This is a genomic window from Piscinibacter gummiphilus, assembly GCF_002116905.1.
Lineage (GTDB): Bacteria > Pseudomonadota > Gammaproteobacteria > Burkholderiales > Burkholderiaceae_C > Rhizobacter > Rhizobacter gummiphilus.
The window spans coordinates 3,793,451-3,819,324 of the sequence record NZ_CP015118.1 but is presented as its reverse complement, the minus strand read 5'-3'; the positions used below and the strand labels follow the sequence as shown (position 1 = coordinate 3,819,324).

The following is a 25,874-nucleotide window of genomic DNA, read 5'->3' as shown; positions in this document are numbered from 1 at the left end:
TGTGTCAACTTTTCCCCCATCCCATGGAGTGAGCCGAATGAAGTTCAGGTTGCCATCCCTCCTCGCCGCGGCCCTGGCCGCCTGCGCCTTCCAGGCCGGCGCCCAGGAAGTCACGCTCAAGGTGCATCACTTCTGGGCCCCGGGTGCGATGCCGCCCACGCGCATCCTGGCCCCGTTCTGCGACAAGCTCGCGGCCGACTCCAACAACCGCATCAAGTGCCAGATCTTCCCGTCGATGCAGCTCGGCGGCACGCCGCCGCAGCTGATCGACCAGGCCCGCGACGGCGTCGTCGACATGGTGTTCACGCTGCCCGGCTACACCGCCGGCCGCTTCCCCATCATGGAAGTGTTCGAGCTGCCGTTCATGACGAACTCGGCCGAGGCCGGCGCGAAGGCCGCGTGGGCGTACTACCAGAAGTACGGCACGAAGGAATTCCCGGGCCTGAAGCCGCTGATGCTGAGCGTGCACGACGAGGGCTACGTGCACACCCGCGACAAGCAGGTCAAGACGCTCGCCGACCTCAAGGGCCTGAAGATGCGCGCCCCCACACGGCAGACGAACAAGCTGCTCGCCTCGCTCGGCGCCACGCCGGTGGGCCTGCCGCTGCCCGCCGTGGCCGACGCCATCACGAAGGGCACCATCGACGGCTTCCTGCTGCCGTGGGAAGTGATCCCGTCGGTGAAGCTCCAGGAGATGGTGAAGTACCACACCGAGACCGACCCGTCGCGGCCGTCGCTGTACTCGGCGCTGTTCGTCATCGCGATGAACCAGGCCAGGTACGACAGCCTGCCCGCCGACCTCAAGGCCGTGATCGACAAGAACAGCGGCGCCGCGCTGTCGGCCAACGCCGGCCGCATCTGGGACGAGAGCCAGGCCGTGGGCCGCAAGCCCGCCATGGACCGCGGCAACACGTTCTACACGCTGCCGGCCGCCGAGGTGGACCAGTGGATCAAGGCCAGCCACCCGCTGTACGACGAATGGGTCGCCGACATGGACAAGCGCGGCCTGCCCGGCAAGAAGATGCTGCAGGACGCCCGAGACCTGCTGGACCAGAACAAGAAGTGACGACAACGTCCGCGCCCGCGGGACGGGCGCGGATTCCGGGGAGCCCCTGATGCCAGTTTTCCTGCGCCGCCTCGCGGCGCTGTTCGCCGTGGCCGGTTGTGTCGCGGCCTGTGTGGTGGCGCTGATGGTCGTCGTCAGCATCATCGGGCGCAATGCCCTGTCGCGGCCGGTGTCCGGCGACGTCGAACTGACCCAGTTCGGCATCGCGCTGTGCATCTCGCTGTGCCTGCCGTGGTGCCAGATGCGCGGCGGCAACATCATCGTGGACTTCTTCACCCAGAACGCCTCGGCCGGAACGCTGCGCCGGCTCGACGCCGCGGGCGCGGCGCTGGTGGCGTTGTTCACCGCGGTGCTCGCGTGGCGCACGGGCGTGGGCGCGGTCTCGGTGCGCGAGGCGATGGAAACCACGATGATCCTCGACCTGCCGATGTGGTGGAGCTACGCGGTGCTGGTGCCGGGTCTCGCGCTCACCGCGGTGGTGGCGGCGATGCAGGCGTGGTGCCATGCGACCGGCCGTGCGGCGGTGCCGGAGGTGTCCGCATGACCGGCACCACGATCGGTTTGCTGATGTTCGGCGGCATGCTGCTGATGATGGCGCTGCGCGTGCCCATCACCGCGGCGATGTTCGTGCCCGGGGCCATCGGCTACTGGGCCATGACGAACGACCTCGCGCTGCTGAACTCGCTCAAGGGCAGCGCGGTCGCGCGGCTCACCGTGTACGACCTGAGCGTGATCCCGCTGTTCCTGCTGATGGGGCAGTTCGCCACGCAGGGCGGCCTGAGCCGTGACCTGTTCCGTGCGGCCGCCGCCTTCGTCGGGCACGTGCGCGGCGGCCTCGCGATGGCCGCGATCCTGTCGGCCGCGGCGTTCGGCGCGGTGTGCGGTTCGTCGGTGGCCACGTCGGCCACCATCACCCAGGTGGCATACCCGGAGATGCGCGCGCACGGCTACCACGGGCGCCTGTCCACCGCGGCGCTGGCCACCGGCGGCACGTTGGGCATCCTGATCCCTCCGTCGGTGCCGCTCGTGGTCTACGCGATCCTCACGGAGCAGAACATCGCGAAGCTGTTCGCCGCGGCCCTCGTGCCCGGCATCATCGCCACCCTCGGCTACGTCATCGTGGTCGCCATCACCTGCAAGCTGCGCCCGCAGCTGGCGACGCCGTCGGCGCCCTTGCCCTGGTCTGCCCGCTGGCGTGCGCTGGTGGGCGTGTGGCCCATCGCGGCGATCTTCGTCGTGGTGTTCGGCGGCATCTACGGCGGCTGGTTCTCGCCCACGGAAGGTGCCGCGGTGGGGGCGCTCGGCACCTTCGTGGCGGGCGCGGTCCGCGGCGAACTGAAGCTCGACGGCCTCAAACGCAGCTTCCTGGGCACCGCCGAGACCACGGCCATGGTGTTCATGATCTTCATCGGCGCGGACATGATGAACGCGGCCCTCGCGCTCACGCAGATGCCCACGGCGCTCGCCGACTGGGTGGGCCACCTGCAGGTGGGGCCGCTGTGGATCGTGGTGGCGGTGCTGGTGTCGTACGTGGTGCTCGGCTGCGTGATGGACGAGCTGTCGATGCTGCTGCTGACCATCCCCGTGATCTTCCCCACCATCATGGCGCTCGACCTGTGGGGCCTCACGCCCGAGCACAAGGCCATCTGGTTCGGTATCCTCGTGCTGATGACGGTGGGCATCGGGCTCATCGCGCCACCCGTGGGCCTCAACGTGTACGTGGTCAACAGCCTGGCGAAGGACGTGTCGATGAACGAGACCTACAAGGGCGTGTTCCCGTTCCTCGCGAGCGACGTGCTGCGCGTGATCGCGCTGCTGTTCTTCCCGGTGCTGAGCCTCGGCCTCGTCAGGGCCTTCTTCTAGGGATCACGACATGTTCAAGGCACTGGTGCTCGAGAAGTCACCCGACTTTACCGCCGCGGTCCGCGAGGTCGACGACACGTTCCTGCCCACGCTGCCGGACGGTGGCGGCGTGACGATCGACATCGCGCACTCCACGCTCAACTACAAGGACGGCCTCGCCATCACCAACCGCTCGCCGGTCGTGCGCGCGTGGCCCATGGTGGCCGGTGTCGACGGCGCGGGGGTGGTCGTCGCCAGCGACCATCCCGCATGGAAGCCGGGTGACCGCGTGGTGAACAACGGCTGGGGTGTCGGCGAGACGCACAAGGGGTGCCTCGCCGGTCGCGCGCGGCTGCATGGCGACTGGCTCGTGCGGCTGCCCGAGGCGTTCTCCACGCGGCAGGCCATGGCCATCGGCACGGCCGGCTACACCGCGATGCTGTGCGTGCTGGCGCTGGAGCGCCATGGCGCCCTGTCTCGCGGTGGCGAGGTGCTCGTCACCGGGGCCACCGGCGGCGTGGGCTCCGTCGCCGTCGCGCTGCTCGCGAAACTCGGGCACGTCGTGACGGCCGCCACCGGCAAGGCGTCCGAGGCCGACTACCTGAAATCGCTCGGTGCCACGACCGTGATCGACCGCGCGGAACTGTCCGCATCGGGCAAGCCGCTGCAGAAGGAGCGCTGGTCCGCGGTCATCGACGCCGTGGGCAGCCACACCCTGGTCAACGCCTGCGCGCAGGTGCGCTACGGCGGCGCCGTGGCCGCGTGCGGCCTGGCCCAGGGCTTCGACCTGCCGGCCACCGTGATGCCGTTCATCCTGCGCGGCGTCGCGCTGCTGGGTGTCGACAGCGTGATGGCGCCGAAGGCGGCGCGCGAGGCCGCGTGGGCGCGCCTGGCCACCGACCTCGATCCGCGGTTGCTGGAGTCCATCACCACCGAAGTGGGCCTGGACGACGCGATCGGCGAGGCGCAGCGGCTGATGGCGGGGCAGGTGCGGGGGCGGGTGGTGGTGCGCACGGCCTGACCGGCGACCGCTTTGTTTCCGGCGAGGACTGCGCCAGAATGTCGCGCCAGGACCGTCCCGGGCGAGGACGGTCGCACCGGGCCGGCCGGCTCACGGCCCACATGCCCAGGGAGATTCGCGCGCGATGATCAACTACTACCAGTTGGGCGGGAACAAGCGGCTCTGCGACATCGTCGTCGCCGGCAGCCACGACGCCGGCATCACCAGCGGCGGTGCCAACGAGCAGACGCAGAACCTCGACATCTTCGATCAGGCCCGGGCGGGTGTCCGGGTCTTCGACCTGCGGATCGCCGCCACGAAGGCGTCCAGCAGTTCGTCGGCTCCGGTGCACCTCAAGGCCTTCCATGCCGATCCGAAGCTGATGTTCAACCGGGACAAGACGGGCAAGACCCTCGCCGACTTGAATGGCCGCCAGGGCAACGTGACGACCACCAAGCTGCCGCTCGGGGGCACCTTCGGCATGGGCCTGCCGGACATGCTCGACCAGGCGTGCGACTTCCTCAAGTACAACACGACCGAATTCCTGATCCTGAAGTTCGACAAGTGCAAGAACTGGCCGCTGATCGCCGAGATCTGCGTGAGCAGGCTGGGGGGCTACCTCTACACCGGCATGGGCAGCCTGAACGAAAAGACGCTCGACGACCTCAAGCAGAAGGTCGTGGTCCTGTTCACCCAGGCCGGCCTCGATGCCGTCTCGAGCCAAGGCTACACGGCGGCCACGGGCATCTGGGGCTGCAAGAGCCTGACCAAGGGCGGCAGCTACAGCAGCACCTACGACGGCCTGCAGTACATCGGCAAGGGGGGCACCAACCCGCTGGACGGCAAGAGCGACATGGGCAAGATCGCGGCCAACATCGCCAAGCAGAGCAAGCTGATGCGCATCGGCGCCAGGGGGACGGACCCGGAGGTGATGGGGATGCTGTACTGGACCACCACGGGCCTGAAGCGAAGCATCCACGCCCGGGACCAGACCATGTGGGGCGTGAACAAGCAGCCGTCGCTGCTGGCCCAGCTCTGGGCGGACGGCTTCGGGGACGCCATCGAGGAGCGGCTGCCCGCCCACATGTCACCCACGGCGCATGCCAACGGTGCGGTGCTGAAGGCGTTCATGCCCAACATCGTGATGGTCGACTTCGCCGACATCCAGAAGGGCACCTTCATCCACGGATTGAACACCACGGCCACCACGATGCTGACCGACGCCGCGCGGAAAATCGCCGCGGCGCGTCAGCCGAAACGAGGTGCGTTGAAGGGCTTGTTCTAGGCCCGGGATCAGTCCCACATGCCGCGAACCTTCGCGCCCACGTCGATTTGCGGTTCCGTGGACGCGGGGAGGCCGTGGCTCGCCGCCATGGCCGGCACCACCTGCTCGAACATCCGCGCCACGCGGCCGGGAATGAAGCGGCTGGGTGTGGCGTACACGTGCGCGTCGCCCGTGCGGTGCTGCTGGCGGATGTAGTAGCGCTGCGGCGTGAGCAGCGCGAGGTGCTGCTTCGCGCGGGTCATCGCCACGTAGAGCAGCCGGCGCTCTTCCTCGATCTGCTCGGACGTGCCGGTGCTCATGTCCGACGGGATGCACCCGTCGACGACGTTCAGCACGTGCACCGACTGCCACTCCTGTCCCTTGGCCGAGTGGATGGTGGAGAGGATGAGGTAGTCGTCGTCGAGCGAGGGCACGCCGGATTCGTCGCTGCTCGCGTTCGGCGGGTCGAGCGTGAGTTCCGTCAGGAAACGCTCGCGGTTGCCGTAGCCCTGGGCGATGCGGCAGATCTGGTCCAGGTCGGCCAGGCGCACCGGCGCGTCGTCGTGCAGCCGTTCGAGGTGCGGCTGGTACCACTCGACCACACGTTCGAGGTCCGACGGCCATTCGCTGTTCGCGGCCAGGTCCATGAGCAGGGCGCAGAGGGTCGACCACTCGCCGGCCGCGGCGGGCGGGGCCTTGAATGCCTTCAGCGCGGCCAGTGGGTCGGGCTGCGCCTCGATGGCATCGAGCAGCCGCCGGGCGCTGGCCGGACCGAAGCCGGGCAGCAGCTGTGACACCCGGAAGCCGGCCAGGCGGCCGCGCGGGTTCTGCGCCCAGCGCAGCACGCTGAGCACGTCCTTCACGTGGGTGCTCTCGAGGAACTTCAACCCGCCGAACTTCTTGAATGGGATGTTGCGGCGGGTCAGTTCGAGTTCCAGCGGAGCGCTGTGGCTGGCAGTGCGGAAAAGCACGGCCTGGCGCGTGAGCTTGATGCCTTCCTCGCGCTTGCGCAGCACGTCGTCGGCGACCCAGTTCGCCTGGGCGGCTTCGTCCTTCAACGCGACGAGGCGGGGCCGTTCGCTGGAGGCCTTGTCGGACCAGAGGTCCTTCGCGTGGCGGTCCTTCGCGAGCGCGATGACGGCGTTGGAGACCGCGAGGATGGGCTGCGTCGAGCGGTAGTTCTGCTCCAGCGTGACGATGCGGGCGGGCGGATCGAACTGCGCGGGGAAGTCGAGGATGTTGCGCACCTCGGCCGCGCGGAACGAGTAGATGGCCTGCGCGTCGTCACCCACCACGGTGAGGTTCCGCCCCGTCGGCTTGAGGGCCCGGAGGATGGCGGCCTGCAGCTTGTTGGTGTCCTGGTACTCGTCGACGAGGACGTGGTCGAAACGCTGGCCGAGGTCGGCGGCGATGGCGGCGTCGGCGGCCATGTGCGACCAGAAGAGCAGCAGGTCGTCGTAGTCGAGCACGTGCTGCTGGTGCTTGGCCTCGGCATAGGCCTTGAAGAGCTGTTTCAGCTCCAGCAGTGCACCGAAGCACCAGGGGTAGGACTGCTGCAGCACCTGGTCGAGCCGCTGCTGCGAGTTGACGACGCGGGAGTAGATGGCCAGGCAGCTGCCCTTCAGCGGGAAGCGCTCGACCTTGTCGGCCAGGCCGAGCGCCTGGCGCTGCATGCCCATCAGGTCCTCCGCGTCGGCGCGGTCGAGGATGGTGAAGTTGGGGGCGAGGCCGATGCGGTCGGCGTAGTCGCGCAGCAGCCGCGCGCCCACGCCGTGGAACGTGCCGGCCCAGGGGAAGGTGGGCGGGGCCTGCGTGGTGGCCTGGCCCAGGACGCGGTGCAGCACGCGGCCCACGCGCTGCGCCATCTCGCCGGCGGCCCGCCGCGAGAAGGTCAGCAGGAGGATGCGATTCGGGTCGGCGCCCGCCTGGACGAGCCGGGCGACCCGGCTGGCCAGGGTCTTGGTCTTGCCGGAGCCCGCGCCCGCGATGACCAGCAGCGGGCCTGCGCCGCCCGTGGCGAGGCCGTGTTCGACCGCCTCGCGCTGGCGGTCGTTCAGGTCCGCGAAGGGCGGGGTGGTGCCGCGCGCGGGGGATTCAGGGGTGTCGGGCTCATCCATTGAAATGCTCGCTGACACGAGCCGCCGTGGCCAATATACTGTATGAATCAACAGCCATTGTAGAGGATGACCTCGGCTCATGAGCATCTGGATCGGAACGGCGTCCTGGGCCGACAAGAACCTGATCGACACCGGGCGCTTCTACCCGCCGCACGTCACCACGCCCGAGGCGCGGCTGCGTTTCTACGCTTCCTGCTTCCCGCTCGTGGAGGTCGATTCGAGCTACTACGCGCTGCCATCGCCCGCCACGGCGGAGCAGTGGGCGCGCCGCACGCCCCAGGGCTTCGCGGTCAACGTGAAGGCATTCCGGCTGTTCACGGGTCACCAGACGGCGCCGGGCGCGCTGCCGGCCGACGTGCGCGACGCGCTGCCCGATGAGCTGAAGCGCAAGGCCGTGCTGTACCACCGCGACGTGCCGGAAGAACTGCGCACCGAACTGTGGGCGCGATTCACCGCGTCGCTGCGGCCCTTGCGCGAGGCGGGCCGCCTCGGCCTCGTGCACTTCCAGTTCCCCCCGTGGCTGGTGCGCAACCGCGCGGGTCGTGCCCACGTGGCCCATTGCGCCGAGCGCATGGCCGGCCACACGGTGAGTGTCGAGTTCCGGAACGCCCATTGGTTCGAGGGTGGCCATGCGGACGAGACGCTGGCCTTCGAACGGGAGCTGGGCGTGGTTCACACCGTCGTCGACGAACCCCAGGGCTTCAGCAACAGCGTGCCGGCCCTGTGGGAGACCACGCACGCGCAACGCGCGCTCGTCCGTCTGCACGGCCGCAACGCCGCAACGTGGAACGACCGCTCGGGGCACTCGGGTGGCCGGTTCAACTACGACTACGACGACGCGGAACTCGAAGGCATCGCTCACCAGCTGATGGCGCTCGATCGCCCGGCCCTCGAGATCCACGTCGTGTTGAACAACAACGCCGAGGACCAGGCGCAGCGCAACGGACGCACGCTGTTCCGCACCCTGGAGGACCTGCAGGCGGACGTGGTGCCCCCGCACGCGCCGGAGGCGGCAGCCCCTGCGCAGGGGCCCCGCGGGGAAACGCAAAGCCCGCTGTTCGCCTGATGCGGCCGCTCAGTTCAAGGTCGCGAGCAGTTCGTCGAGGCGCTCCAGCGTCGACGTCAGGCCGTCCTGCAGGCCCATCTGGATGACCTGCTCGAGGGCTTCGGCCGACGCATAGGACACGACCGTCTCCACGCGGGTTTGCGTCCCGACGTCCAGGAAGGTGACATTCCAGGTGGATCGGGGCAGCGCGGGGTTCAGCGCGCCGGTGTTGTCGCAGAAGCCGTCCAGCGCGGTGTAGTGGTCGATGGGCCGGATCGTCTGGTAGTCCATGCGGCCCCAGTATTCCTGCCCGCTGGGCTCGACCATCGCGTACAGCCAGTGGCCACCCTCCCGGAAGTCCATGGACCTGGTTTTCGTGGTCAGGGGTTTCGGTGCGAACCAGCGGTCGAGGAGCTCGCTCTTCGTGTAGCAGTCCCAGACCAGCTGCCGTCTGGCCGCGAACTTCCTCTGGATCGTGATGGTGCTTTTTTCCTTGTCGACAAGGAAATCGAACAGCGCGTCAGTTTTCACTTTCTTCACCTTTCAGGTTGGTCAACAGGTCATCGAGGTTGTCGTAGCGGCTTTGCCAGGCCAGACGTTGTTGTTCGAACCACGTCTCGGCCGCGGCCAGGTTCTCGCGTTTCAGCGTGCAGGTGCGCACCCGGCCCACCTTCTCCGAGGCGATGAGGCCGCTGAGCTCGAGCACCTTGATGTGCTTCAGGAACGAGGGCAGGCCCAGGCCGAAGGGTTCGGCCAGGTCCTTGATGGACGCGGAGCCCCGGCCGAGTCGTGCGATCACGGATCGCCTCGTGGGGTCGGCGAGGGCATGGAACACGTTGTTGAGCGCGAGGGAATGGTTCTCCATGTGGCGAACTATAGGGCGATAGTTCTCCGTATGGGAAACTATTTGAGCAAAGTCCCCACGAGCCCGGGGTCATGGACTCACGCCCCCTGCCGCGCTTTCACCGCCCCGAGGCGGCGCCCGTCAGGTGTTGGTCTCTCCCACCGGATTCGCCGCCAGCCACGCCTCGAAGTTGGTGCGCGCCGAGTTGGTCAGCAGCCCGACGAAGTGCGTCGGGTCGCCCAGGAACAGGCAGTGGCGGATCAGCGTGAAGGGGCTGAGCCGGCCGGCACGGTCCTGCGATTCGAAGTGGGCCTGGTAGCGGCGCACGCGTGACAGCGTGGACTTGAGCAGCGTGTTGAAGCGGCTGCGCGTGATGCCGGGGTCGAGCGAGACGATGCGTTCGGTGAACTGGTCGACCTTCTGCGGTTCGAACTCCTCGTTGCGGAAGAAGTGCCGGGCGATGCGCAGGAAGGCGAAGGCGTCGAGCGCCACGTTCTTGCGGCCGCTGCCCGTGGCGGTCTTCACGTCGGTGGCCTCGGCCTGGTCCTCGCCCGCGATCTCGGCGGCCACTTCCGACTCCACGCGCGCGAGTTCCTCGTCGGTGGCGTCGCGGATCTCGCGGAACTCGCGGTCGGCGAGTTCGAACAGCGCGGCGAGGGTGTTGATGCGGCGCTTGAGGTGGTTCGGGATGGACTTCTTGTACTTGATCTTGTGGTCCAGCACGCTCCAGGAGTCCTGGATGATCGTGCGGATCTGCACCTCGAACTGCAGGTCCGCGTAGGCGCGGTGCTCGGGCAGGGCGCGGCGGTCGGCGCCGAGGCGAAGGTCGAGGTGCAGGCCCTTGTAGCCGAACGAACTCTCGGTGTTCTCGAGCGAGGCGATCTTGTCGGTGACCTCGATCACCTCGAAGTGGCTCGCGAGCTGGTCGCGCAGCTTCTCGATGTCGTCCTCGTACAGGCACACGATGCGCAGGCCGATCAGGTCGGTGACGTGGTCCCGGATCGCGTACGCCGTGCCGTTGCGTTCCAGCTCGGCGCGGTACTTGAGGTCGAACTTGTTGATGCACTCCTCGGGGTCCTTGATGCGCCCCTCGACCTTCGAGACGGCGATCTGGCCGTCGTGCATCACCAGCGCGCGCACGAGCGCGGAGAACGCGTCCTTCGCTTCTTCCAGCTGTCGCAGGTTGCGGCCGTGGAACTTGCGGAACGCGGCCTTCTCCGTTTCGAAATCACCCGAACCCATCCATCCGTCTCCAGGTGCGGCGCCGTGGCCGCGGAACGATCGATGGTAGCGCCGTAGCGCTCAGGCGGGTTCGGCCACCGCACCGTCCGGCGTGTGCGACCGGCTCGACGCCACCAGCATGCGCGTGTACGGGTCGCGCGCGCCGTCGTTGCACAGCGCGTCCACGGTGAGGCACTCCACGATGCGCCCCTGCTGCATCACCGCCAGCCGGTCGCACAGGTGGGCGACCACGCCGAGGTCGTGGCTCACCATCAGGTAGGTGAGGCCGTCGCGTTCGCGCAGCGACTGCAGCAGGTTCAGGATCTCGGCCTGCACCGACACGTCGAGCGCCGACGTGGGTTCGTCGAGCAGCAGGATGCGGGGCTGCAGGATCAGCGCCCGGGCGATGGCCACGCGTTGCCGCTGGCCGCCCGACAGTTGGTGCGGGTAGCGGAAGCGGAAGTCGGTGTTGAGGCCCACCTTGTCGAGGATGGCGTCGATGCGTTCGGGCTCGTGGTCGATGCCGTGGATGCGCAGCGGCTCGGCCAGCGCCGTGTAGACCGTCTGCCGCGGGTGCAGCGAGCCGTACGGGTCCTGGAACACCATCTGCACCTGGCGGCAGCGTTCGCGGTCGAGCTTGCCGGTGAGCGGCTTGCCGCCGATGTGCAGCTGGCCGCGCCAGTGGTGGTACTGGCCGGCGAGGCACCGCAGCACCGTGGTCTTGCCCGAGCCGGACTCGCCGACGAGGCCGAACGACTCGCCCGCGGCGACGTCGAACGACACGCGGTCGAGCACCTGGTTCGCGGCCGGACCGTGGCCGAAGGACAGCGACAGGGAGTTCACTTCGATGTGGGACATGGCGTTTCCTTGGGTTCAGGCCGTGAGCCAGGCCGCATCGCGCTGCAGCACCGGGAGCGTGCGGCGGCGCTGGTCGAGGCTCGGGAGTGCGTCCAGCAGGCCGCGGGTGTAGGGGTGTTCGGCGCGGTGCAGGTCCGCGGCGGCGATGGACTCGACGACCCGGCCGGCGTACATCACGAGCACGCGGTCGCAGAAGTGGCGCACGAGGTTCAGGTCGTGGCTGATGAACAGCAGGCCGAGGCCGCGTTCGTTGACCAGTTCGTCGAGCACCGACAGCACCTGCAGGCGCACCGAGATGTCGAGGGCCGAGGTGGGTTCGTCGGCGATGACGATCTCGGGCTCCTGGATCAGCATCATCGCGATCATGATGCGCTGGCCCATGCCGCCCGAGACCTCGTGCGGGTACTGGCGGAACACCCGCTGCGGGTCGCGGATGCGCACCGACTCCAGCATCGCCAGCACGCGGTCGCGTGCCTCGGCGCGGGACGCCTTGTGGTGGGCGAGGTAGGCCTCGGCGATCTGGTCGCCCAGGCGCATCACCGGGTTCAGCGAGTACTTGGGGTCCTGCATGATCATCGACATGCGGCGGCCGCGGATGCCGCGCATCGTGCGTTCGTCGGCGGTCAGCAGGTCGATGCCGCCGAACGACAGCGTGTCGGCGGCGATGCGCGCGCTGCGCGGGTGCAGCTTGAGCAGCGAGCGGCCCACGGTGGACTTGCCCGAGCCGGACTCACCGACGATGGCGAGCTTCTCGCGGGTCAGCTGGAACGAGACGCCGCGCACCGCGGGGATCACCGTCGCGCCGGCGGGGAAGCCCACGTCGAGGTTGCGCACGTCGAGCTTCGGCGGGGTGGGGGAGGTCATGGTGGGCTCCTTCATCATTCGCTGCGGGGGTCCAGCACGTCGTGCAGGCCGTCGCCGAGCAGGTTGAACGCGAGGCTCACGAGCAGGATGGCGCCGCCGGGGATCGCCACCATCCACCAGCTGTCCATCATGTAGCGGCGGCCTTCGGAGATCATCGCGCCCCATTCGGGCAGCGGGGCCTGCGCGCCGAGGCCCAGGAAACCGAGGCCGGCGGCGGTCAGGATGATGGAGGCCATGTTCATCGTCAGCCGCACGACCACCGATGACAGGCACAGCGGCACGATGTGGCGAACGATGATGCGCAGCGCCGAGGCGCCCTGCAGCCGGGCCACGACGATGAAGTCGGCCTTGCGCAGCGACAGTGTCTCGGCCCGCGCCAGGCGGGCGATGGGCGGCCACGCGGTGAGGGCGATGGCGATCACCGCGTGGTCGAGGCCCGGGCCCAGCGCGGCGACGAAGGCCAGCGCGAGGACCAGGCTCGGGAACGAGATGAAGATGTCGGTGATGCGCATGAAGGCGGTGTCGACCCAGCCGCCGAAGTAGCCGGAGGTCACGCCCACGGCCAGGCCGATGGGCCCGACCACGACGGTGACGAGCGCCACGATGTAGAGCGTGATGCGCGAGCCGTGCACCAGCCGGCTGAAGATGTCGCGGCCGAACTCGTCGGTGCCGAACCAGTGCGCGGCGCTCGGCGCCCTCAGCGTCTCGGCGAGGTTCTGGGCGAACGGGTCGTGGGTCGCGATCCACGGCGCGAACAGCGCGACGAGCAGCAGGAAGCCGATCACCATCACGCCGCCGAAGGTCAGCGGGTTCGCGAGCAGCTTCGCGAGGCCGCGGCGGCTGTCCTGCAGCAGCGCGCGGAACGCCGAGCGGGGTTCGTGGGTGTGCCGGTCGCGGCCGGCGCGGGCGGGCGGGGGCAGGGTGGAGGCCATCGGGGTCATGAGCGGGTCCGGGGGTCGAAGACTTGGTAGAGCGCGTCGGAGAGCAGGTTCAGCGCGACGAACACGATGCCCACCACGAGCACCGAACCCATCACCGCGTTCATGTCGCCGAGCAGCAGGCTGCTGGTGAGGTACTGGCCGAAGCCGGGCCAGCCGAAGACGGTCTCGATCAGCACGGCGCCTTCCAGCAGGCCGCCGTAGGCGAGGGCGACGATGGTCAGCAGCTGCACGAGGATGTTGCGGAACGCGTGGCGCCACACCACGGCGGTCTCGGAGAGGCCCTTCACCCGGGCGGTGAGGATGTACTCCTGCGAGAGCTGCGCGAGCATGAAGCTGCGGGTCATGCGGCTGATGTACGCGACCGCGTGCAGCCCGAGGATGCCGGCGGGCAGCGCGATGAAGCGGAGGGCGCTCTGGAACACCTCCCACTCGCCGGCCATGGCCGAGTCGACCAGCAGCAGGCCGGTGCGGGACTGGACGAGGCCGTCGTAGGCGAGGTCGATGCGGCCACCGCCCCCCGCCCAGCCGAGCCACGCGTAGAACACGAGCAGGCCCATCATCCCGAACCAGAAGATCGGGGTGGAGTGGCCGAACAGGCTGATCAGGCGCACCACGTGGTCGCCGAGCCGGCCGCGCCGCGTGGCCGCGTACACGCCCAGCGGCACCCCCACCAGCGTGCCGATCAGGATCGCGAGCGTGGCGAGTTCGACGGTGGCCGGCAGCACGCGGGCCAGGTCGTCGCGCACCGGGTGGCCGGTCAGCAGCGCCTTGCCCAGGTCGCCGTGCGAGAGGTCGCGCAGGTAGTAGCCGAACTGCACGGCCAGGGGCCGGTCGAGGCCCAGCTGCTGCCGCACCTGCTCGTACGTGGACCGGTCGGCGTCCGGGCCGACGATGGACAGCACCGGATCGAGCGGCATGACCCGGCCGATCACGAAGGTGAGGAACAGCAGGCCCAGCAGCGTCAGCAGCACCGTGGCGAGGCGCTGCCCCGCGTGGCGCAGCCGCCGCGCGGTCTGGCCGGACGCGGTGGGGGCGGGTGGAACAGGGACGGAGGCGGTGGACACGGGAGGCTCCTCGACTGATCAGCGTTGCTTGTGGACGTCGCGCAGGCGCGTGGTGACCGACGGGTGGCCCACATAGTCGCGCACATCCTTGCGCATCACCACGGTGTCGACCATCTGCGAGATGGGCTGGATGGCCGGCACCTCGCTGTCGAAGCGGCGCTGCACCTCCTGGTAGGCGGCGGTCTGCTTCGCCGGGTCGGTGAGGAGCAGGGCGCCCTCAATCAACTGGTTCACCTTCGGATCGGCGAACGAGGTGCGCCAGCCCTGGAAGTTGGTGAGGCGGGCCTGGTCGCTGTTGTCCGGGTTGTAGACCAGGGCGCGCAGGCTCGAATGCGGGTGCGGCTCGGCACCGCCGCCGCCGCGGCCCACGATGATCTCGAAGTTGCGCTCGCGCATCGCGCCGTACACCTGGTTGCCGGTGCCGGGCAGGATGCTCGCGACGATGCCGGCCTGCGCCAGCGTGGCCTGCAGGTTGGTGGCGATGTTGGTGAACGGCGATTCGGCCACCACGCGGATCGTGGTCTTGAAACCGTCGGCATACCCCGCCTCGGCCAGCAGCTTGCGCGCGCCGGCCACGTCGAGCTTGTAGCCGGGTTCGGGCAGCGTGGCCGGCAGGCCCAGCGGCACGGGGCGCTGGTGGTAGACGCCGTAGTACGGCATGACGGTCTTGTTGATGCCGTCGTAGTCGACGAGGTGGCGCAGCACCGCCGCGCGCACGCGCTTGTCGGCGAATTTCGGGTCCTTCGCGCTGACGGCGACGTAGTACAGCGTGCCGCGGTTCACCGAGTGCACCTCGGTGTCGGGCGTGGCCTTCATCGCCTCGATGTCGGGCACCGACATGCCCGTCGCGATGTCGATGTCGCCGCGGCCGAGCATCAGGCGCAGCGACTGCGATTCGGTCATGTGCCGCATCACCACGCGGCGCAGCTTGGCCGGGCCGCGCCAGTGGCCGTCGAAGCGGCTCATGAAGAGCACTTCCTTCGCGCGCCATTCGTCGAGCTTGAACGGGCCGGAACCCGCGGCGTGGGTGGTGAGCCAGGCCGCGCCGAGGTCGCCGTTCTTCTCGTTGGCCAGCACCGTCTTGCGGTCGAGCACCACGGCGCTCACCGACGTGCCGAGGGTGTAGAGCACCATCTTCGGATCGGTGGCGACCGGCAGGTCGATCACGAGCGTGCGCGCGTCGGTGGCCCGCACGAGCCCGACCACGTTCTGGGCCGTGAAGCCGTAGCTCTTCCACGGCGAGGCCAGCGCGAGGTTCAGCTTGAGCACGCGCTGCAGCGACCAGGCCGCGTCCTCCGCCGTCACCGGGTTGCCGGAGTGGAACTTGGCGCCCTGGCGCAGCGTGAACGTGATGCGGCGGCCATCGGGCGCGATGGCCCAGCTCTCGGCGAGGCCGGGCTTCACGGTGGTGGTCTGGAGCGGATCCAGCTCGACCAGGTAGTCGTAGACGTTGCAGGCGATCTCGACCACGTCGTTGCCGGTGGCGCCGGCGGGGTCGAGCGAGAGCAGGTTGTTCATGCTGACGCCGATGACGAGCTGGTCGTTCGGCGTTCGGGCCTGGGCGCCGAGGGACACCAGGGCGGCCGCGAGGGCGGTGGCGAGCGCGCAGGCGCGCAGCGTGCGGGACGGGTTCATGCGCGGCCTCCGGTCAGTACGACGACACCGTGTGGGCGGCGATGTAGTCGAAGTCGATGTCCTCGCCCAGGCCGGGCTGCTGCGACAGGTGGACGTAGCCGTCGCTGTCCATCGGGTCCGGCAGGCTGCGGAGGTAGGCCGGCACGTCGTCGTACTCGAGGAACGGGTGGAGCAGGCCGCGTTCGTACCAGCGGCAGTTCTTGATGGCGGCGCACACCGCGAGGTTGGCGGCGCCGTTGCCGTGCACCTCGCAGTTCATGCCGAAGGATTCGGCGAGGTGCGCCACCTTCAGCGTGGGGCCGATGCCGCCCGAACCGGCGACGCCGGCGCGCAGGATGTCGCAGGCGCCGGCCTGGACCCAGTCGGCGCGGCTGTGGTGCTTGCCCGAGAGGCTTTCCGGTCCGATCACGGGGATGTCGAGCTGGCCGGACAGCCAGGTGTACGAGGCCATGCTCTGCTCGTTCATCATTTCCTCGAACCACGAGAAGCCCAGTTTCTCGAGGGCGCGGCCGATGCGCAAGGCGTCGGTGCGGCTGTAGTTGTGATAGCCGTCGAGCATCAGCTCGATGTCCGGACCCACGGCCTCGCGCACCGCGGCGCAGGCCTTGATGTCCATGCCGGGGTCCGGCGCGAACGACACGGGCGGCATCCAGGTGTGCAGCTTGATGGCCTTGTAGCCGCGGTCCACGAGCTTGCGGGCGAAGGTGGCGTACTCGTCGGGGGTGGAGAGGCCTCCCTTCAGTTCGTCGCCGCACATCGTGCTGCCGTAGGCGGGCACCTTGTCGCGGTAGCCGCCGATCAGCTTGTACACCGGGGTGTTCAGCGCGCGGCCGGCGAGGTCCCAGAGGGCCTGCTCGAACACGGCGAGCGCGCGGTCGGTGAGCTGGCCGGCACTGCCGCGCTGCCAGTGCTCGAGGTCGTGCCACAGCTGTTCGCGCTGCAGCGGGTCGCGGCCGACGAGCACCTTGCGTGCGTAGGCGTCCAGCACGTACTTGCGGACCACCTCGGGGGCGCCGAAGGCATGGCCCTGGTGGCCGTCGTCGGTCGTGACGGTGATCATGGCCATGCGTCCGAGGGTTTCGGGGCCGGGGTGGGAGTGGCCGGCGGCATCGACCGACCGGCGGGTCGGGAACGTGAACTCGGTGCCGCGAATGTGTTCGATTTTCATGAGAGCCCGTTGTCAGTCATCATATGAGATGGCTCATCCTAGGCTTGAGGTGTGATGTCTGCGTTGGTATTTACCCTTGGATTTCGTGATTTCTGCGATGATGAACCGAATCGGCCATCAGTCGTCATACCTGTAGAATCGACGTCATGCAACCTGCCTCCACGGATGAGCGGCCCGTCCGGGCCAAGAGCCTGACCCAGCGCCTGGTCGACGACCTGTCGGCGCGCATCCGGCAGGGTGTCCTGCGCGCGGGCGACCGCGTGCCGCCCGAGCCTGAGCTGGTGCGCGAGTTCAGCGTCAGCCGCACCGTGGTCCGCGAGGCCATGCAGCGCCTGCAGGCCGCCGGGCTCGTGGAAACGCAGCACGGCGTGGGCACGTTCGTGCTCGCGCCGTCGGCGGCGGTCACGCTGCTCGCGCTCGGCGGCAAGGAGGTCAGCTTCGCCGAGCTGCTCGAGATGCTGGAGTTGCGCATCACGGTCGAGTCGGAGGGGGCGGCGCTCGCCGCGTCGCGCCGCACCGACGAGCACCTCGCCGGCATGCAGCAGGCGCTCGACGACTTCGAGTCGCACTGGAAGGCGGGTGCCAGCACCGTCGAGGACGACTACCGGTTCCACCTGCAGATCGCCGAGGCGTCGGGCAACCGCTACTTCGGTGACGTGCTGCGGGGCCTGGGCAAGGCCACCATCTCGCGGCCGAAGGCCGATGCGGGCGAGTCCCAGCCCGCGAGCGCCGGGCAGCGCAAGGAGCTCGCGCACCAGGAGCACCTGGCCATCGTCGAGGCCATCCGGCGGGGCGATGCCGCCGCCGCCCGTGCGGCCATGTTCATGCACCTGAACAACAGCCGGGAGCGGCTGCGGCGCCTGGTCGGGTCGCCGGCCGTTCGCTGAGCCACAGCGGTTTCGGCGGGAAGGGTTAGAGGGTTTCCACTGTACATCGGTGGCGCACAGTGAATCATATGATGTCTGACGACATATGATGACTCGCTGCAGAGGGCGTCGGATGTCTTCCACATCCCTTGCCACTTCCTTCGTCGCCCGATGAAAACCTTCTGTCTCCCGTTCGCGCTGTCCCTGCTGACACTGTCCGCAGGCGCGTGCGCCCAGTCCCGGTCGGTCGTGTACGGCCGCATGGACCTGGGCGTCCGCTACGCTCCCGAGAACCTCGCCGTGTCCGACGAGCGCGACCGCACCGTCTCCAGCGGGTCCACCGCCCGCATCGGCTTCCGCGGCGAGGAGCCGCTGAGTGCCGACCTCTCCGCCAACTTCCGCTTCGAGCACCGCTTCAAGGCGGACACGGGCCAGGTCGACGGCTCGCCGTTCTGGAAGCAGGTGGCCACCGTGGGCCTGACGAGCAAGGCGTACGGCACGCTGTTCGTGGGCCGGATGATGTCTCCGCAGGACTACCTGGGCGTCAGCGGCCGCTTCGAGGCCTTCGACGGCGACACCTACGCGGCCAGCGTGACGCGGGGCGCGAAGGCCGCGGCGAAGTGGGACAACAGCCTGTTCTACATCTCGCCGAAGCGGGGGGGATTCACCGTCCACCTCGCTGCCGCCGCGGGCGAAGGTCTGCGCCGCCGCGCCGAGGGCGGGATGCTCGAGTACGCCCGCGGCCCGCTGCTGCTGGCGATGACCTACGCCGTCGAACAGGATCCGCTGGCCGGCGCCCCCGTGGGCAACGCGGTTCGCACGGGCACGCTCGCGGGGTACTACGACTTCGGCGTGGTCAAGCCGATGTTCACGTACGGCCAGAGCGACGACACCGGGGCCAGCGATGAGGGGCGCGAGCGTGTGCTGACCGTGGGGGCGCGCGTTCCGGCGGGGCCGGGCGAGATCCGCGTGTCGCTGCGCCGCCTGCGTGACGACCGCCTCAACGGTGTGGACCGGACGGCCGACGTGTCGTCGGACCGTGTGGGCCTCGGCTACCAGTACCTGCTGAGCAAGCTCACGTCGCTCAACCTGTCGCTCGTGCGCGAGCAGTACGAGACGTTCAACGCGGACGGGTCGACGAAGTCGGACCGCACCGGCAGCGGCTTCGAGCTGACGCTGCGGCAGATCTTCTGATCAGCCGAAGGCCCGCAGCACCGCGGCCACGTCGTCGGGTCGCTCTTCCGGGATGTAGTGCCCGGACGGCACGGCCCGGCCGCTGACCGTGCCGGCGCACTGCGCCTGCCACAGCGCCATCGGGTCGAACAGCTTGTGCACCACGCCGCGTTCGCCCCACAGCAGGTGCAGGTCGCAGCGGATCTTTTCACCGGCACTGCGGGATGCACGGTCGTGGTCCAGGTCGATGCCGGCGGCGGCGCGGTAGTCCTCGCACATCGCATGGATGGTGGCGGGCACGAAGGCGGCCTCGTACGCGGCCACGGCTTCGGGTTCCATGAATGCCGCGCCCGCGGAGCCCCAGCCGCCGAGCTTGGCGCGCAGGTAGCCGAGCGGGTCGCCGCCGATCATGCGTTCGGGCAGCGGCTCGGGCTGGATCAGGTGGAACCAGTGGTAGTACGCCTTCGCGAAGGCCATGTCGGTGGCGGCGTACATGTCGAGCGTGGGGGCGATGTCCAGCAGGCACAGCTGCGTGACGGCGCCGGGGTGGTCGATCGCGAGGCGGTGCGCCACGCGGCCGCCGCGGTCGTGGCCGCACACCGCGAAGGTGGTGTGGCCGAGCTGGCGCATGAGTTCGACGACGTCGCGGGCCATCGCCCGCTTCGAGTAGTCCGCATGGTCGCCGCCGCCCGCGGGCTTCGACGAGGCGCCGTAGCCGCGCAGGTCGGGCATCACGAGGAAGAAGCGGTCGGCCAGCTGCACCGCCACCCGGTGCCAGATCGCGTGGGTCTGCGGGAAGCCGTGCAACAGCAGCAGCGGCGGGCCGTCGCGGCGGCCACCGGTGCGCACGAACAGGTGCTGGCCGTTGGCCGGGTGGAAGCCGGCGTCGAAGCCGTCGAACCAGGCGCCCATGTCAGGCGGCCACGCGGTCGACGAGGGCGCGGCGCGCCGTCTCGTACTCGGACGCGAGGCGGGCCACGAGTTCGCCGGCCGGCGGCACGTCCTTCAACACGCCGATGCCCTGGCCGCAGCCCCAGATCTCCTTCCACGCCTTGGGCTTCTGGCGGTCGGAGCCGAAGTTCATCGTGGACACGTCGCCCTCGGGCAGGTTGTCGGGGTCCATGCCGGCCGCGACGATCGAGGGCTTCAGGTAGTTGCCGTGCACGCCGGTGAAGAGGTTGGTGTGCACGATGTCCTTCGCGGCGGACTGCGTGATCATCTCCTTGTAGCCGGGCACCGCGTTCGCTTCCTGCGTGGCGATGAAGGCCGAGCCGATGTAGGCGAGGTCGGCGCCCATCGCGAGCGCGCCCAGGATCGATCGGCCCGAGGCGATGGACCCCGACAGCAGCAGCGGGCCGTCGAACCACTCGCGGATCTCCTGGATGAGGGCGAACGGCGACTGCTTGCCCGCGTGGCCGCCCGCACCGGCCGCGACGGCGATCAGGCCGTCGGCGCCTTTTTCGATGGCTTTCTTCGCGAACGCGTTGTCGATCACGTCGTGCAGCACGATGCCGCCGTAGCTGTGCACCGCCTCGTTGACCTCGGGTCGTGCGCCCAGCGAGGTGATCACGATGGGCACCTTGTACTTCACGCACAGGTCGAGGTCGTGCTGCAGGCGGTCGTTCGAGCGGTGCACGATCTGGTTCACCGCGAACGGGGCGGAGGGACGGTCCGGATGGAGGCGGTCGTGTTCGGCGAGTTCGCGGGTGATGCGTTCGAGCCAGACCTCCAGTTCGGCGGCCGGCCGTGCGTTGAGCGCCGGGAACGAACCGACGATGCCGGCCTTGCACTGCGCGATCACGAGGTCGGGGCCCGAGATGATGAACAGCGGCGAGGCGACGACGGGCAGGCGCAGGCGGTCTTGCAGGATGCGGGGCAGGGTCATTTTCTTGTCTCCGAGGGAATCGTCAGATCGAACGGCGCTGGTCGCGCCAATGCGGTTCGCGCAGCAGGCGCTTGAAGATCTTGCCGGTGTCCTCGCGGGGCAGGGCGGCGTGGAACTCGATCGAACGCGGCACCTTGTAGTTGGCGATGCGCTCGCGCAGGAAGGCCTTGACCGCGTCGGCGTCGAGCGACACGCCCGGTGCCGGCTGCACGGCCGCGCCGAGGGCCTCGCCGAACTCGGCGTCGGGGATGCCGAACACGGCGCAGTCGGTCACGCCGGGCATGGTCTGCAGCACCGACTCGATCTCCGCAGGGTAGATGTTCACGCCGCCGGAGATCACCATGTCGGACTTGCGGTCGTTGATGAACAGGTAGCCCTCGGCGTCCACGTAGCCCATGTCGCCGAGCGTGAAGAGGCCGTCGCGCTCGAGCGACTTCCGCGCGCCGTCGTTGTTGATGTACGTGAAGTCGGGGTACGCGGGCTGGCGGCCGTAGATGAGGCCGGTCTGGCCCGTGGGCAGTTCGCGGCCGTCGTCGTCGAGGATGCGCAGGCCCGCGCCGTTGACGGGGCGGCCCGCGGTGCCGGGGCGTTCGAGCCAGGTCTTCGAGTCGACGAAGGTGATGTAGCCGGTCTCGCTGGACGCGTAGGCCTCGGTGATCACCGGCCCCCACCATTCGATCATCGCGCGCTTGATGTCGGGTGCGCAGGGCGAGCCGGTGGAGCCCACCTGCACGATGGACGAGGTGTCGAACAGCTCGCCGCCCTCGGCACGGTGGCGCAGCAGGCGCTGGTACATCGTGGGCACGAGGTAGGCGTGCGTGATGCGGTGCTGCTCGATCAGCTGCAGCGTGCGCTTCGCATCGAACGACGACTCGAGCACCAGTTCGGCACCGTGGGCGCACGCGTTCATCAGGTACGACATCGGGGCGCTGTGGTAGACCGGGGCGCTCAGCAGCACGCGCGACGCGGGCGTGACGCCGAACACGGTGGCCATCAGCGCCTCGGCCAGCGGGCGCTGCTCGGGCTTGGCGGGCAGGCGGCGCACGCCCTTGGGCTTGCCGGTGGTGCCCGATGTGTACGGCACCATGCCGCGCGGCGGGCCCGTGTAGGCAGGGGCGGGCGGGGCGCCCACGCCGAAGCTGGACCAGGGCGAGGTGTCGCCCGACTCGTCCACGGGGATGACCTTCACGTTGGCCGGGATGCCCGCCGCGATCTGCGGCAGCAGGTCGTGGTGCACGAACAGCACGTGGGCGCCGCTGTCGGCGAGCACGTGGCCCGCCTCGGCGGCCTTGAAGTGCCAGTTGAGCGGCACGACGTAGAGCCCCGACTGGCGGCAGGCCAGCACGGCCGTGACGCAGGCCGGCGAGTTGCGCAGCATGACCGCGACGCTCATGCCGTCGGTCACGCCGAGTGCGGCGAGGCCCGCGCACACGCGGGCGGTTTCGGCGGCGACGTGGTCGGCCGGGTACAGGCGGCCCTGGAAGTGAAGGTTCGGATACACCGGTGTTCCTCCGTTCATGTGAACAGCGTTAACTTCGATGCGATTCTGAAGGCTTCGGCGGGCGCCGCAACCAGGGTTACTACCGAGAAGAAGCCTGCAGCGCGGTGGTGACGAACGTGACCATCAGCTCGGTGAGCCTGTCGCCGTCCTTGTCACGGGTGGGCACGGGCAGGCGCTGGCGGTTCACGCGGAGCATCGCGAGGCCGTGGGTGCTGGCCCAGACGAGGAAGGCGAGGTCGTCGGCGCTCAGGCCATCGGCGCGGGCGTCGCCGACGAGGGGACGAACGCACTGGCGCAGCAGGTCGAACGACACTTCGGCGGCCTGCTGCAGTTCGGGATGGTCCTGGCGGGGGACCTGCGGGCCGAACATCAGCTGGAAGCGCGCGGGGTGGGCCACCGCGAAGTCGAGGTAGCCGCTCATCACCGCGCGCAGGCGGGCCTGGGTGTCGTGCGGCGGCACGGCGTCGAGCCGCTGCTGGCGGAGCGCGACGAGGTCGCGGAAGCCCTGGGCGGCGATGGCCGCGAGCAGCCCGTTCTTGTCGCCGAAGTGGCGCGAGGGCGCGGCGGGAGACACGCCGGCCGCCTTGGCGGCCGCGCGCAGGCTCATCGCGTCGATGCCCTCGGTGTCGAGCAGGTGCGTGCCCCATTCGACGAGCGAGTCGCGCAGGCTGCCATGGTGGTAGCGGCCGGCGGGCTTGACGGCGGGCGGGCTGGTCGGGGCGGTGTCGCTCAAGAGGGGTCCGGGTCGCGGGGCGTGATCGCGATGATAGGGCCCCGGCCGTGCCTCACCGGCGGCGCGGCATGTCCTCGATTGCGGCGCCCGGGTCTTCCTCGCCGGCCGCCGATTCGCTTTCCATGTCGATGCCGCTCGGCTGGCGGTCGGTCGCCGACCGCGACTTCGCCGGGCCGCACTGGCCCGGCTTCAGCGTCCAGTCCTTGCGGTCCTTGCCGGTGGAGATCTCGCGGTCGGCGTGCATCGCCGCGCTGGGCGAGATGGGGTCGCTGGCCGGGAAGGTCTCGTCGAGCGATTCGTCGAGCAGCTCCTGGTAGGTGGGCACCTTTTCGGCGGGGTGTTCCCCCTTGCCTTCGAGGCGGCGGGATTCCTTCTTGCGGGCGTGGACGTCTTGCATGTCGGCTCCTTCGGGGCGGGTGTGCCCACGCCCTGGAGGTGGCAAGGGATGTTCCCGCCGGGTGGACAGGGCCTCGTCTACAATGCGAAACATTCTCATTTGCAAAATCCACCGCCCGGTTGCACCGGCGAACCGTCCCCCATGAGCCGAGCCGTTTTCCTTCCCACGGGCCGTTTCCGGCCCCGCAACGAACCGTCGCGCATGCGGGTCGGCGTGGCGATGCGCACCCTCGCGGCCGTGATCGGCGGCTACGTGCTCGCGTCGCTGGCCGCCGCGCTGCTCGGAACGATGCTGCCGATGGAACGGGTGGACGCCGTGATGACCGGCACGATGGTCGCGCTCCTGGTGTTCCCGTGCGCGGTGATGTGGTCGTTCGCGGCGCGTTCGGCCGCGCGGGCCTGGGCCGGGCTGGCCGTGCCCATCTTCGTGCTCGGCGCGGTGTTCGCGTTCCAGTGGTTCGCGGCATGAAGGAAGGCTTCCGCCAATCGATGGCCTGGCTGCACACCTGGTCGGGCCTGCTGGTCGGATGGGTGCTGTTCCTCGTGTTCGTGGCCGGCACCGCCAGCTACTTCCGCGACGAGATCACGCTCTGGATGAAGCCGGAGCTGCACCAGGCGCAACACCAGGAGGTGCCGCAGGACGTGGCCGCCGCGCACGCCGTGGCCCTGCTGCAGAAACGCGCAGCCGACAGCCCCCGCTGGTTCATCACCCTGCCCACCGAGCGTGAACCCGGCGTGCGCGTGTCGTGGGCCAACCCGCCGGGCGCATCCAAGTCGCCGGGCGGGCGCGGGCGCTTCTCGTCGGCCATGGTGGACCCGGCCACGGGCGAGGAGATCAGCGAGGCCCGCGCCACGCGCGGTGGCGAATTCTTCTACCGGCTTCATTTCGACCTGCACTACATGCCGGCGTTCTGGGCGCGCTGGATCGTGGGCGTGTGCGCGATGTTCATGCTCATCGCGATCCTCTCCGGCATCGTCACCCACCGCCGCATCTTCAAGGACTTCTTCACCTTCCGCCCGAAGAAGGGCCAGCGCTCGTGGCTCGACGCGCACAACGCCACCGCGGTGCTCGCGCTGCCGTTCCACCTGATGATCACGTACACGGGCCTCGTGACGCTGATGTTCATGTACTTCCCGGCCGGCGTGCAGGCCGTCTACAAGGGCGACCAGGACACGTTCTTCGCCGAGGCGTTCCCGTCGGGCGGTGAGCGCAACGCCAAGCCGTCGGGCGTGGCCGCGCCGCTCGCGGCCATCGAACCCCTGGTGACGGCGACCCGCGCGCACTGGGAGGGCGCACCCGTGGGGCGCATCACGGTGAACCACCCGAACGACGCTCGTGCCAACATCGCCATCACGCGGCAGATCGGGCAGGCCACGCCCTCGATGTCCTACAACACGCCCACGGTGTTCTTCGACGGCGCGAGCGGCCGCCAGGTGAAGACCATCGGCGACGAACCCAGTGCGGCATCGGAAACCCGCGGCGTGCTGTACGGGCTGCACATCGCCCGCTTCTCGTCTCCGTTCCTGCGCGGCCTGTTCTTCCTGTCCGGCATCGCCGGCTGCCTGATGGTGGCGACGGGCGTGCTGCTGTGGGCCGTGAAGGAACGGCAGAAGTACGCGAAGGCGGTCGCGAAGGGCGGGCGCGTGGGCTTCGGGGTGCGCCTCGTCGACGGCCTCAACGTGGCGGCCATCGGTGGCCTGCCGATCGCCTTCGCCGCGTACTTCTGGGCGAACCGGCTGCTGCCGGTGGGCCTGGAGGCGCGCGCCGACGTGGAGATCCGCTGCTTCTTCATCGCCTGGGCCGTGGCCGCGGTCCTGGGCCTCGCGTGGCCCACGCGTCGCCTCTGGCAACTGCTCCTGGTGGTCGGCGGCACGCTGCTGGCCACCATCCCGCTGCTGAACGCCGCGACCACGGCCACGCACCTCGGCGTGACGTTGCCGGCCGGCCAATGGGCCATCGCGGGCTTCGATCTCGTCGTGTGCGCGCTCGGGCTGTCGCTGCTGTGGGCCGCCTGGTTCGTGGGCCGCCGTGCCACCAGGAAGGCGGCCGCGCCGCGCCCGGCGCCGGCCGTGGTGGGCGAGATGGCGGAGGGCGTGCGGTGAGCGCGGTCGTGTGGGCCGTGGTCTCGCTCGTCGCCGCGTTCGGCGGTTTCGTGGCGCTGAGTCTCGCGATGGACCGCCATCACGAGCAGGTCTTCGGCCGCGGCGCGGACCTGCCGCGGCGGCGGCGCTGGGCGCTGCGCCTCACGGGCACGGGCGCCTTGGGGGTGTCCCTCGCCGCCTCGCTGGCCGCCCAGGGCCCCACCCAGGGATGGGTGCTGTGGTGCGGCGTGCTGACCGTCGCGGCCGTGGGCCAGGTGCTGGCGCTGACCTACGCGCCACACGCCTGAC

26 protein-coding genes are annotated in these 25,874 nt (G+C 69.5%); 11 read left to right on the top strand and 15 right to left on the bottom strand.

Annotated elements, in window-relative coordinates; all coding sequences use genetic code 11:
- Positions 1-37 precede the first annotated feature (37 nt).
- The 5 genes from A4W93_RS17215 (at position 38) to A4W93_RS17195 (ending at position 5,193) form a co-directional block, all read left to right on the top strand.
- Positions 38-1,066, top strand: coding sequence for a TRAP transporter substrate-binding protein (locus A4W93_RS17215; RefSeq protein ID WP_085751773.1), 1,029 nt, complete (start codon positions 38-40; stop codon positions 1,064-1,066).
- 49 nt (positions 1,067-1,115) lie between these two features.
- Complete coding sequence (locus tag A4W93_RS17210; RefSeq protein ID WP_085751772.1) at positions 1,116-1,610, top strand: TRAP transporter small permease; 495 nt, start codon at positions 1,116-1,118, stop codon at positions 1,608-1,610.
- Complete coding sequence (locus A4W93_RS17205; protein WP_085751771.1) at positions 1,607-2,929, top strand: TRAP transporter large permease; 1,323 nt, start codon at positions 1,607-1,609, stop codon at positions 2,927-2,929. The genes A4W93_RS17210 and A4W93_RS17205 overlap by 4 nt, the downstream gene beginning before the upstream one ends.
- Positions 2,930-2,939: 10 nt before the next feature.
- Positions 2,940-3,929 (top strand): acrylyl-CoA reductase (NADPH), encoded by a 990-nt coding sequence (acuI, locus tag A4W93_RS17200; RefSeq protein WP_085751770.1) that lies wholly within the window; start codon positions 2,940-2,942, stop codon positions 3,927-3,929.
- A gap of 124 nt (positions 3,930-4,053) precedes the next feature.
- Positions 4,054-5,193, top strand: coding sequence for a phosphatidylinositol-specific phospholipase C domain-containing protein (locus A4W93_RS17195; RefSeq protein ID WP_085751769.1), 1,140 nt, complete (start codon positions 4,054-4,056; stop codon positions 5,191-5,193).
- Between the two features lie 8 nt (positions 5,194-5,201).
- On the opposite strand, the gene A4W93_RS17190 is transcribed toward A4W93_RS17195, so the two are convergent.
- The gene (locus A4W93_RS17190) at positions 5,202-7,289 is read right to left on the bottom strand and encodes an ATP-dependent helicase (RefSeq protein WP_085751768.1); all 2,088 of its coding nucleotides are present in this window, start codon (positions 7,287-7,289) and stop codon (positions 5,202-5,204) included.
- A 79-nt stretch (positions 7,290-7,368) separates the two neighbouring features.
- Between A4W93_RS17190 and A4W93_RS17185 the strand changes: the two genes are divergently transcribed.
- Complete coding sequence (locus A4W93_RS17185; protein ID WP_085751767.1) at positions 7,369-8,355, top strand: DUF72 domain-containing protein; 987 nt, start codon at positions 7,369-7,371, stop codon at positions 8,353-8,355.
- Positions 8,356-8,364: 9 nt separating this feature from the next.
- Here the strand turns inward: A4W93_RS17185 and A4W93_RS17180 are convergent, their stop codons facing one another.
- The 9 genes from A4W93_RS17180 to A4W93_RS17140 all read right to left on the bottom strand — a co-directional run bounded on the left by A4W93_RS17180 (position 8,365) and on the right by A4W93_RS17140 (position 16,929).
- Positions 8,365-8,865 carry an SRPBCC family protein gene (locus A4W93_RS17180; RefSeq protein ID WP_085751766.1) on the bottom strand — a complete coding sequence of 167 codons (501 nt, stop codon included), beginning with the start codon at positions 8,863-8,865 and terminating at the stop codon, positions 8,365-8,367.
- The gene (locus A4W93_RS17175; RefSeq protein WP_085751765.1) at positions 8,855-9,199 is read right to left on the bottom strand and encodes an ArsR/SmtB family transcription factor; all 345 of its coding nucleotides are present in this window, start codon (positions 9,197-9,199) and stop codon (positions 8,855-8,857) included. Before A4W93_RS17175 ends, A4W93_RS17180 begins: the two co-directional genes overlap by 11 nt.
- A gap of 120 nt (positions 9,200-9,319) precedes the next feature.
- The gene (locus A4W93_RS17170; RefSeq protein WP_085751764.1) at positions 9,320-10,420 is read right to left on the bottom strand and encodes a GTP pyrophosphokinase; all 1,101 of its coding nucleotides are present in this window, start codon (positions 10,418-10,420) and stop codon (positions 9,320-9,322) included.
- 60 nt (positions 10,421-10,480) lie between these two features.
- Positions 10,481-11,257 (bottom strand): ABC transporter ATP-binding protein, encoded by a 777-nt coding sequence (locus A4W93_RS17165; protein ID WP_085751763.1) that lies wholly within the window; start codon positions 11,255-11,257, stop codon positions 10,481-10,483.
- Positions 11,258-11,272: 15 nt separating this feature from the next.
- Positions 11,273-12,121: an ABC transporter ATP-binding protein gene (locus A4W93_RS17160; RefSeq protein WP_218919151.1), complete on the bottom strand. Its 849-nt coding sequence runs from the start codon at positions 12,119-12,121 to the stop codon at positions 11,273-11,275.
- A 14-nt stretch (positions 12,122-12,135) separates the two neighbouring features.
- Positions 12,136-13,053: an ABC transporter permease gene (locus A4W93_RS17155; RefSeq protein WP_085754211.1), complete on the bottom strand. Its 918-nt coding sequence runs from the start codon at positions 13,051-13,053 to the stop codon at positions 12,136-12,138.
- A gap of 5 nt (positions 13,054-13,058) precedes the next feature.
- The gene (locus tag A4W93_RS17150; protein ID WP_085751762.1) at positions 13,059-14,126 is read right to left on the bottom strand and encodes an ABC transporter permease; all 1,068 of its coding nucleotides are present in this window, start codon (positions 14,124-14,126) and stop codon (positions 13,059-13,061) included.
- 18 nt (positions 14,127-14,144) lie between these two features.
- A complete protein-coding gene (locus tag A4W93_RS17145) occupies positions 14,145-15,761 on the bottom strand; it encodes an ABC transporter substrate-binding protein (RefSeq protein ID WP_085751761.1) in 1,617 nt (538 codons plus the stop codon).
- 13 nt (positions 15,762-15,774) lie between these two features.
- Complete coding sequence (locus A4W93_RS17140; protein ID WP_085751760.1) at positions 15,775-16,929, bottom strand: mandelate racemase family protein; 1,155 nt, start codon at positions 16,927-16,929, stop codon at positions 15,775-15,777.
- Between the two features lie 146 nt (positions 16,930-17,075).
- On the opposite strand from A4W93_RS17140, the gene A4W93_RS17135 reads away from it, so the two are divergent.
- Positions 17,076-17,816 carry a FadR/GntR family transcriptional regulator gene (locus A4W93_RS17135; protein WP_085751759.1) on the top strand — a complete coding sequence of 247 codons (741 nt, stop codon included), beginning with the start codon at positions 17,076-17,078 and terminating at the stop codon, positions 17,814-17,816.
- 150 nt (positions 17,817-17,966) lie between these two features.
- Positions 17,967-18,989: a porin gene (locus tag A4W93_RS17130; RefSeq protein ID WP_085751758.1), complete on the top strand. Its 1,023-nt coding sequence runs from the start codon at positions 17,967-17,969 to the stop codon at positions 18,987-18,989.
- On the opposite strand, the gene A4W93_RS17125 is transcribed toward A4W93_RS17130, so the two are convergent.
- The 5 genes from A4W93_RS17125 to A4W93_RS17105 form a co-directional block, all read right to left on the bottom strand.
- The gene (locus tag A4W93_RS17125; RefSeq protein WP_085751757.1) at positions 18,990-19,880 is read right to left on the bottom strand and encodes an alpha/beta fold hydrolase; all 891 of its coding nucleotides are present in this window, start codon (positions 19,878-19,880) and stop codon (positions 18,990-18,992) included.
- Position 19,881: 1 nt separating this feature from the next.
- Entirely contained in the window at positions 19,882-20,853 is a 972-nt protein-coding gene (locus tag A4W93_RS17120) for an NAD(P)H-dependent flavin oxidoreductase (RefSeq protein ID WP_085751756.1), read from the bottom strand.
- A 22-nt stretch (positions 20,854-20,875) separates the two neighbouring features.
- Positions 20,876-22,354 carry an AMP-binding protein gene (locus tag A4W93_RS17115; RefSeq protein WP_237357561.1) on the bottom strand — a complete coding sequence of 493 codons (1,479 nt, stop codon included), beginning with the start codon at positions 22,352-22,354 and terminating at the stop codon, positions 20,876-20,878.
- Positions 22,355-22,433: 79 nt separating this feature from the next.
- Positions 22,434-23,087 (bottom strand): TetR/AcrR family transcriptional regulator, encoded by a 654-nt coding sequence (locus tag A4W93_RS17110; RefSeq protein WP_085751754.1) that lies wholly within the window; start codon positions 23,085-23,087, stop codon positions 22,434-22,436.
- 52 nt (positions 23,088-23,139) lie between these two features.
- On the bottom strand, positions 23,140-23,484 hold the full coding sequence (locus A4W93_RS17105) for a hypothetical protein (protein ID WP_085751753.1): 345 nt from the start codon (positions 23,482-23,484) through the stop codon (positions 23,140-23,142).
- 141 nt (positions 23,485-23,625) lie between these two features.
- Between A4W93_RS17105 and A4W93_RS17100 the strand changes: the two genes are divergently transcribed.
- Genes A4W93_RS17100 through A4W93_RS17090 form a run of 3 tightly spaced genes read left to right on the top strand, consistent with a single transcriptional unit; the run spans position 23,626 to position 25,873 of the window.
- On the top strand, positions 23,626-23,952 hold the full coding sequence (locus A4W93_RS17100; protein ID WP_085751752.1) for a hypothetical protein: 327 nt from the start codon (positions 23,626-23,628) through the stop codon (positions 23,950-23,952).
- A complete protein-coding gene (locus A4W93_RS17095) occupies positions 23,949-25,586 on the top strand; it encodes a PepSY-associated TM helix domain-containing protein (RefSeq protein WP_085751751.1) in 1,638 nt (545 codons plus the stop codon). The genes A4W93_RS17100 and A4W93_RS17095 overlap by 4 nt, the downstream gene beginning before the upstream one ends.
- Positions 25,583-25,873, top strand: a complete 291-nt coding sequence (locus tag A4W93_RS17090; RefSeq protein WP_157782182.1) for a DUF3325 domain-containing protein — start codon at positions 25,583-25,585, stop codon at positions 25,871-25,873. Before A4W93_RS17095 ends, A4W93_RS17090 begins: the two co-directional genes overlap by 4 nt.
- The last annotated feature ends 1 nt before the right edge of the window (position 25,874 follow it).

Coding starts and splice junctions, on each gene's coding strand:
- A4W93_RS17195 (WP_085751769.1), top strand. CDS start 4,054: ATGATCAACTACTACCAGTTGGGCGGGAACAAGCGGCTCTGCGACATC.
- A4W93_RS17100 (WP_085751752.1), top strand. CDS start 23,626: ATGAGCCGAGCCGTTTTCCTTCCCACGGGCCGTTTCCGGCCCCGCAAC.
- acuI (WP_085751770.1), top strand. CDS start 2,940: ATGTTCAAGGCACTGGTGCTCGAGAAGTCACCCGACTTTACCGCCGCG.
- A4W93_RS17185 (WP_085751767.1), top strand. CDS start 7,369: ATGAGCATCTGGATCGGAACGGCGTCCTGGGCCGACAAGAACCTGATC.
- A4W93_RS17165 (WP_085751763.1), bottom strand. CDS start 11,257: ATGTCCCACATCGAAGTGAACTCCCTGTCGCTGTCCTTCGGCCACGGT.
- A4W93_RS17155 (WP_085754211.1), bottom strand. CDS start 13,053: ATGGCCTCCACCCTGCCCCCGCCCGCCCGCGCCGGCCGCGACCGGCAC.
- A4W93_RS17145 (WP_085751761.1), bottom strand. CDS start 15,761: ATGAACCCGTCCCGCACGCTGCGCGCCTGCGCGCTCGCCACCGCCCTC.
- A4W93_RS17170 (WP_085751764.1), bottom strand. CDS start 10,420: ATGGGTTCGGGTGATTTCGAAACGGAGAAGGCCGCGTTCCGCAAGTTC.
- A4W93_RS17095 (WP_085751751.1), top strand. CDS start 23,949: ATGAAGGAAGGCTTCCGCCAATCGATGGCCTGGCTGCACACCTGGTCG.
- A4W93_RS17120 (WP_085751756.1), bottom strand. CDS start 20,853: ATGACCCTGCCCCGCATCCTGCAAGACCGCCTGCGCCTGCCCGTCGTC.
- A4W93_RS17125 (WP_085751757.1), bottom strand. CDS start 19,880: ATGGGCGCCTGGTTCGACGGCTTCGACGCCGGCTTCCACCCGGCCAAC.
- A4W93_RS17205 (WP_085751771.1), top strand. CDS start 1,607: ATGACCGGCACCACGATCGGTTTGCTGATGTTCGGCGGCATGCTGCTG.
- A4W93_RS17160 (WP_218919151.1), bottom strand. CDS start 12,121: ATGACCTCCCCCACCCCGCCGAAGCTCGACGTGCGCAACCTCGACGTG.
- A4W93_RS17140 (WP_085751760.1), bottom strand. CDS start 16,929: ATGAAAATCGAACACATTCGCGGCACCGAGTTCACGTTCCCGACCCGC.
- A4W93_RS17215 (WP_085751773.1), top strand. CDS start 38: ATGAAGTTCAGGTTGCCATCCCTCCTCGCCGCGGCCCTGGCCGCCTGC.
- A4W93_RS17105 (WP_085751753.1), bottom strand. CDS start 23,484: ATGCAAGACGTCCACGCCCGCAAGAAGGAATCCCGCCGCCTCGAAGGC.
- A4W93_RS17130 (WP_085751758.1), top strand. CDS start 17,967: ATGAAAACCTTCTGTCTCCCGTTCGCGCTGTCCCTGCTGACACTGTCC.
- A4W93_RS17210 (WP_085751772.1), top strand. CDS start 1,116: ATGCCAGTTTTCCTGCGCCGCCTCGCGGCGCTGTTCGCCGTGGCCGGT.
- A4W93_RS17135 (WP_085751759.1), top strand. CDS start 17,076: ATGCAACCTGCCTCCACGGATGAGCGGCCCGTCCGGGCCAAGAGCCTG.
- A4W93_RS17175 (WP_085751765.1), bottom strand. CDS start 9,199: ATGGAGAACCATTCCCTCGCGCTCAACAACGTGTTCCATGCCCTCGCC.
- A4W93_RS17190 (WP_085751768.1), bottom strand. CDS start 7,289: ATGGATGAGCCCGACACCCCTGAATCCCCCGCGCGCGGCACCACCCCG.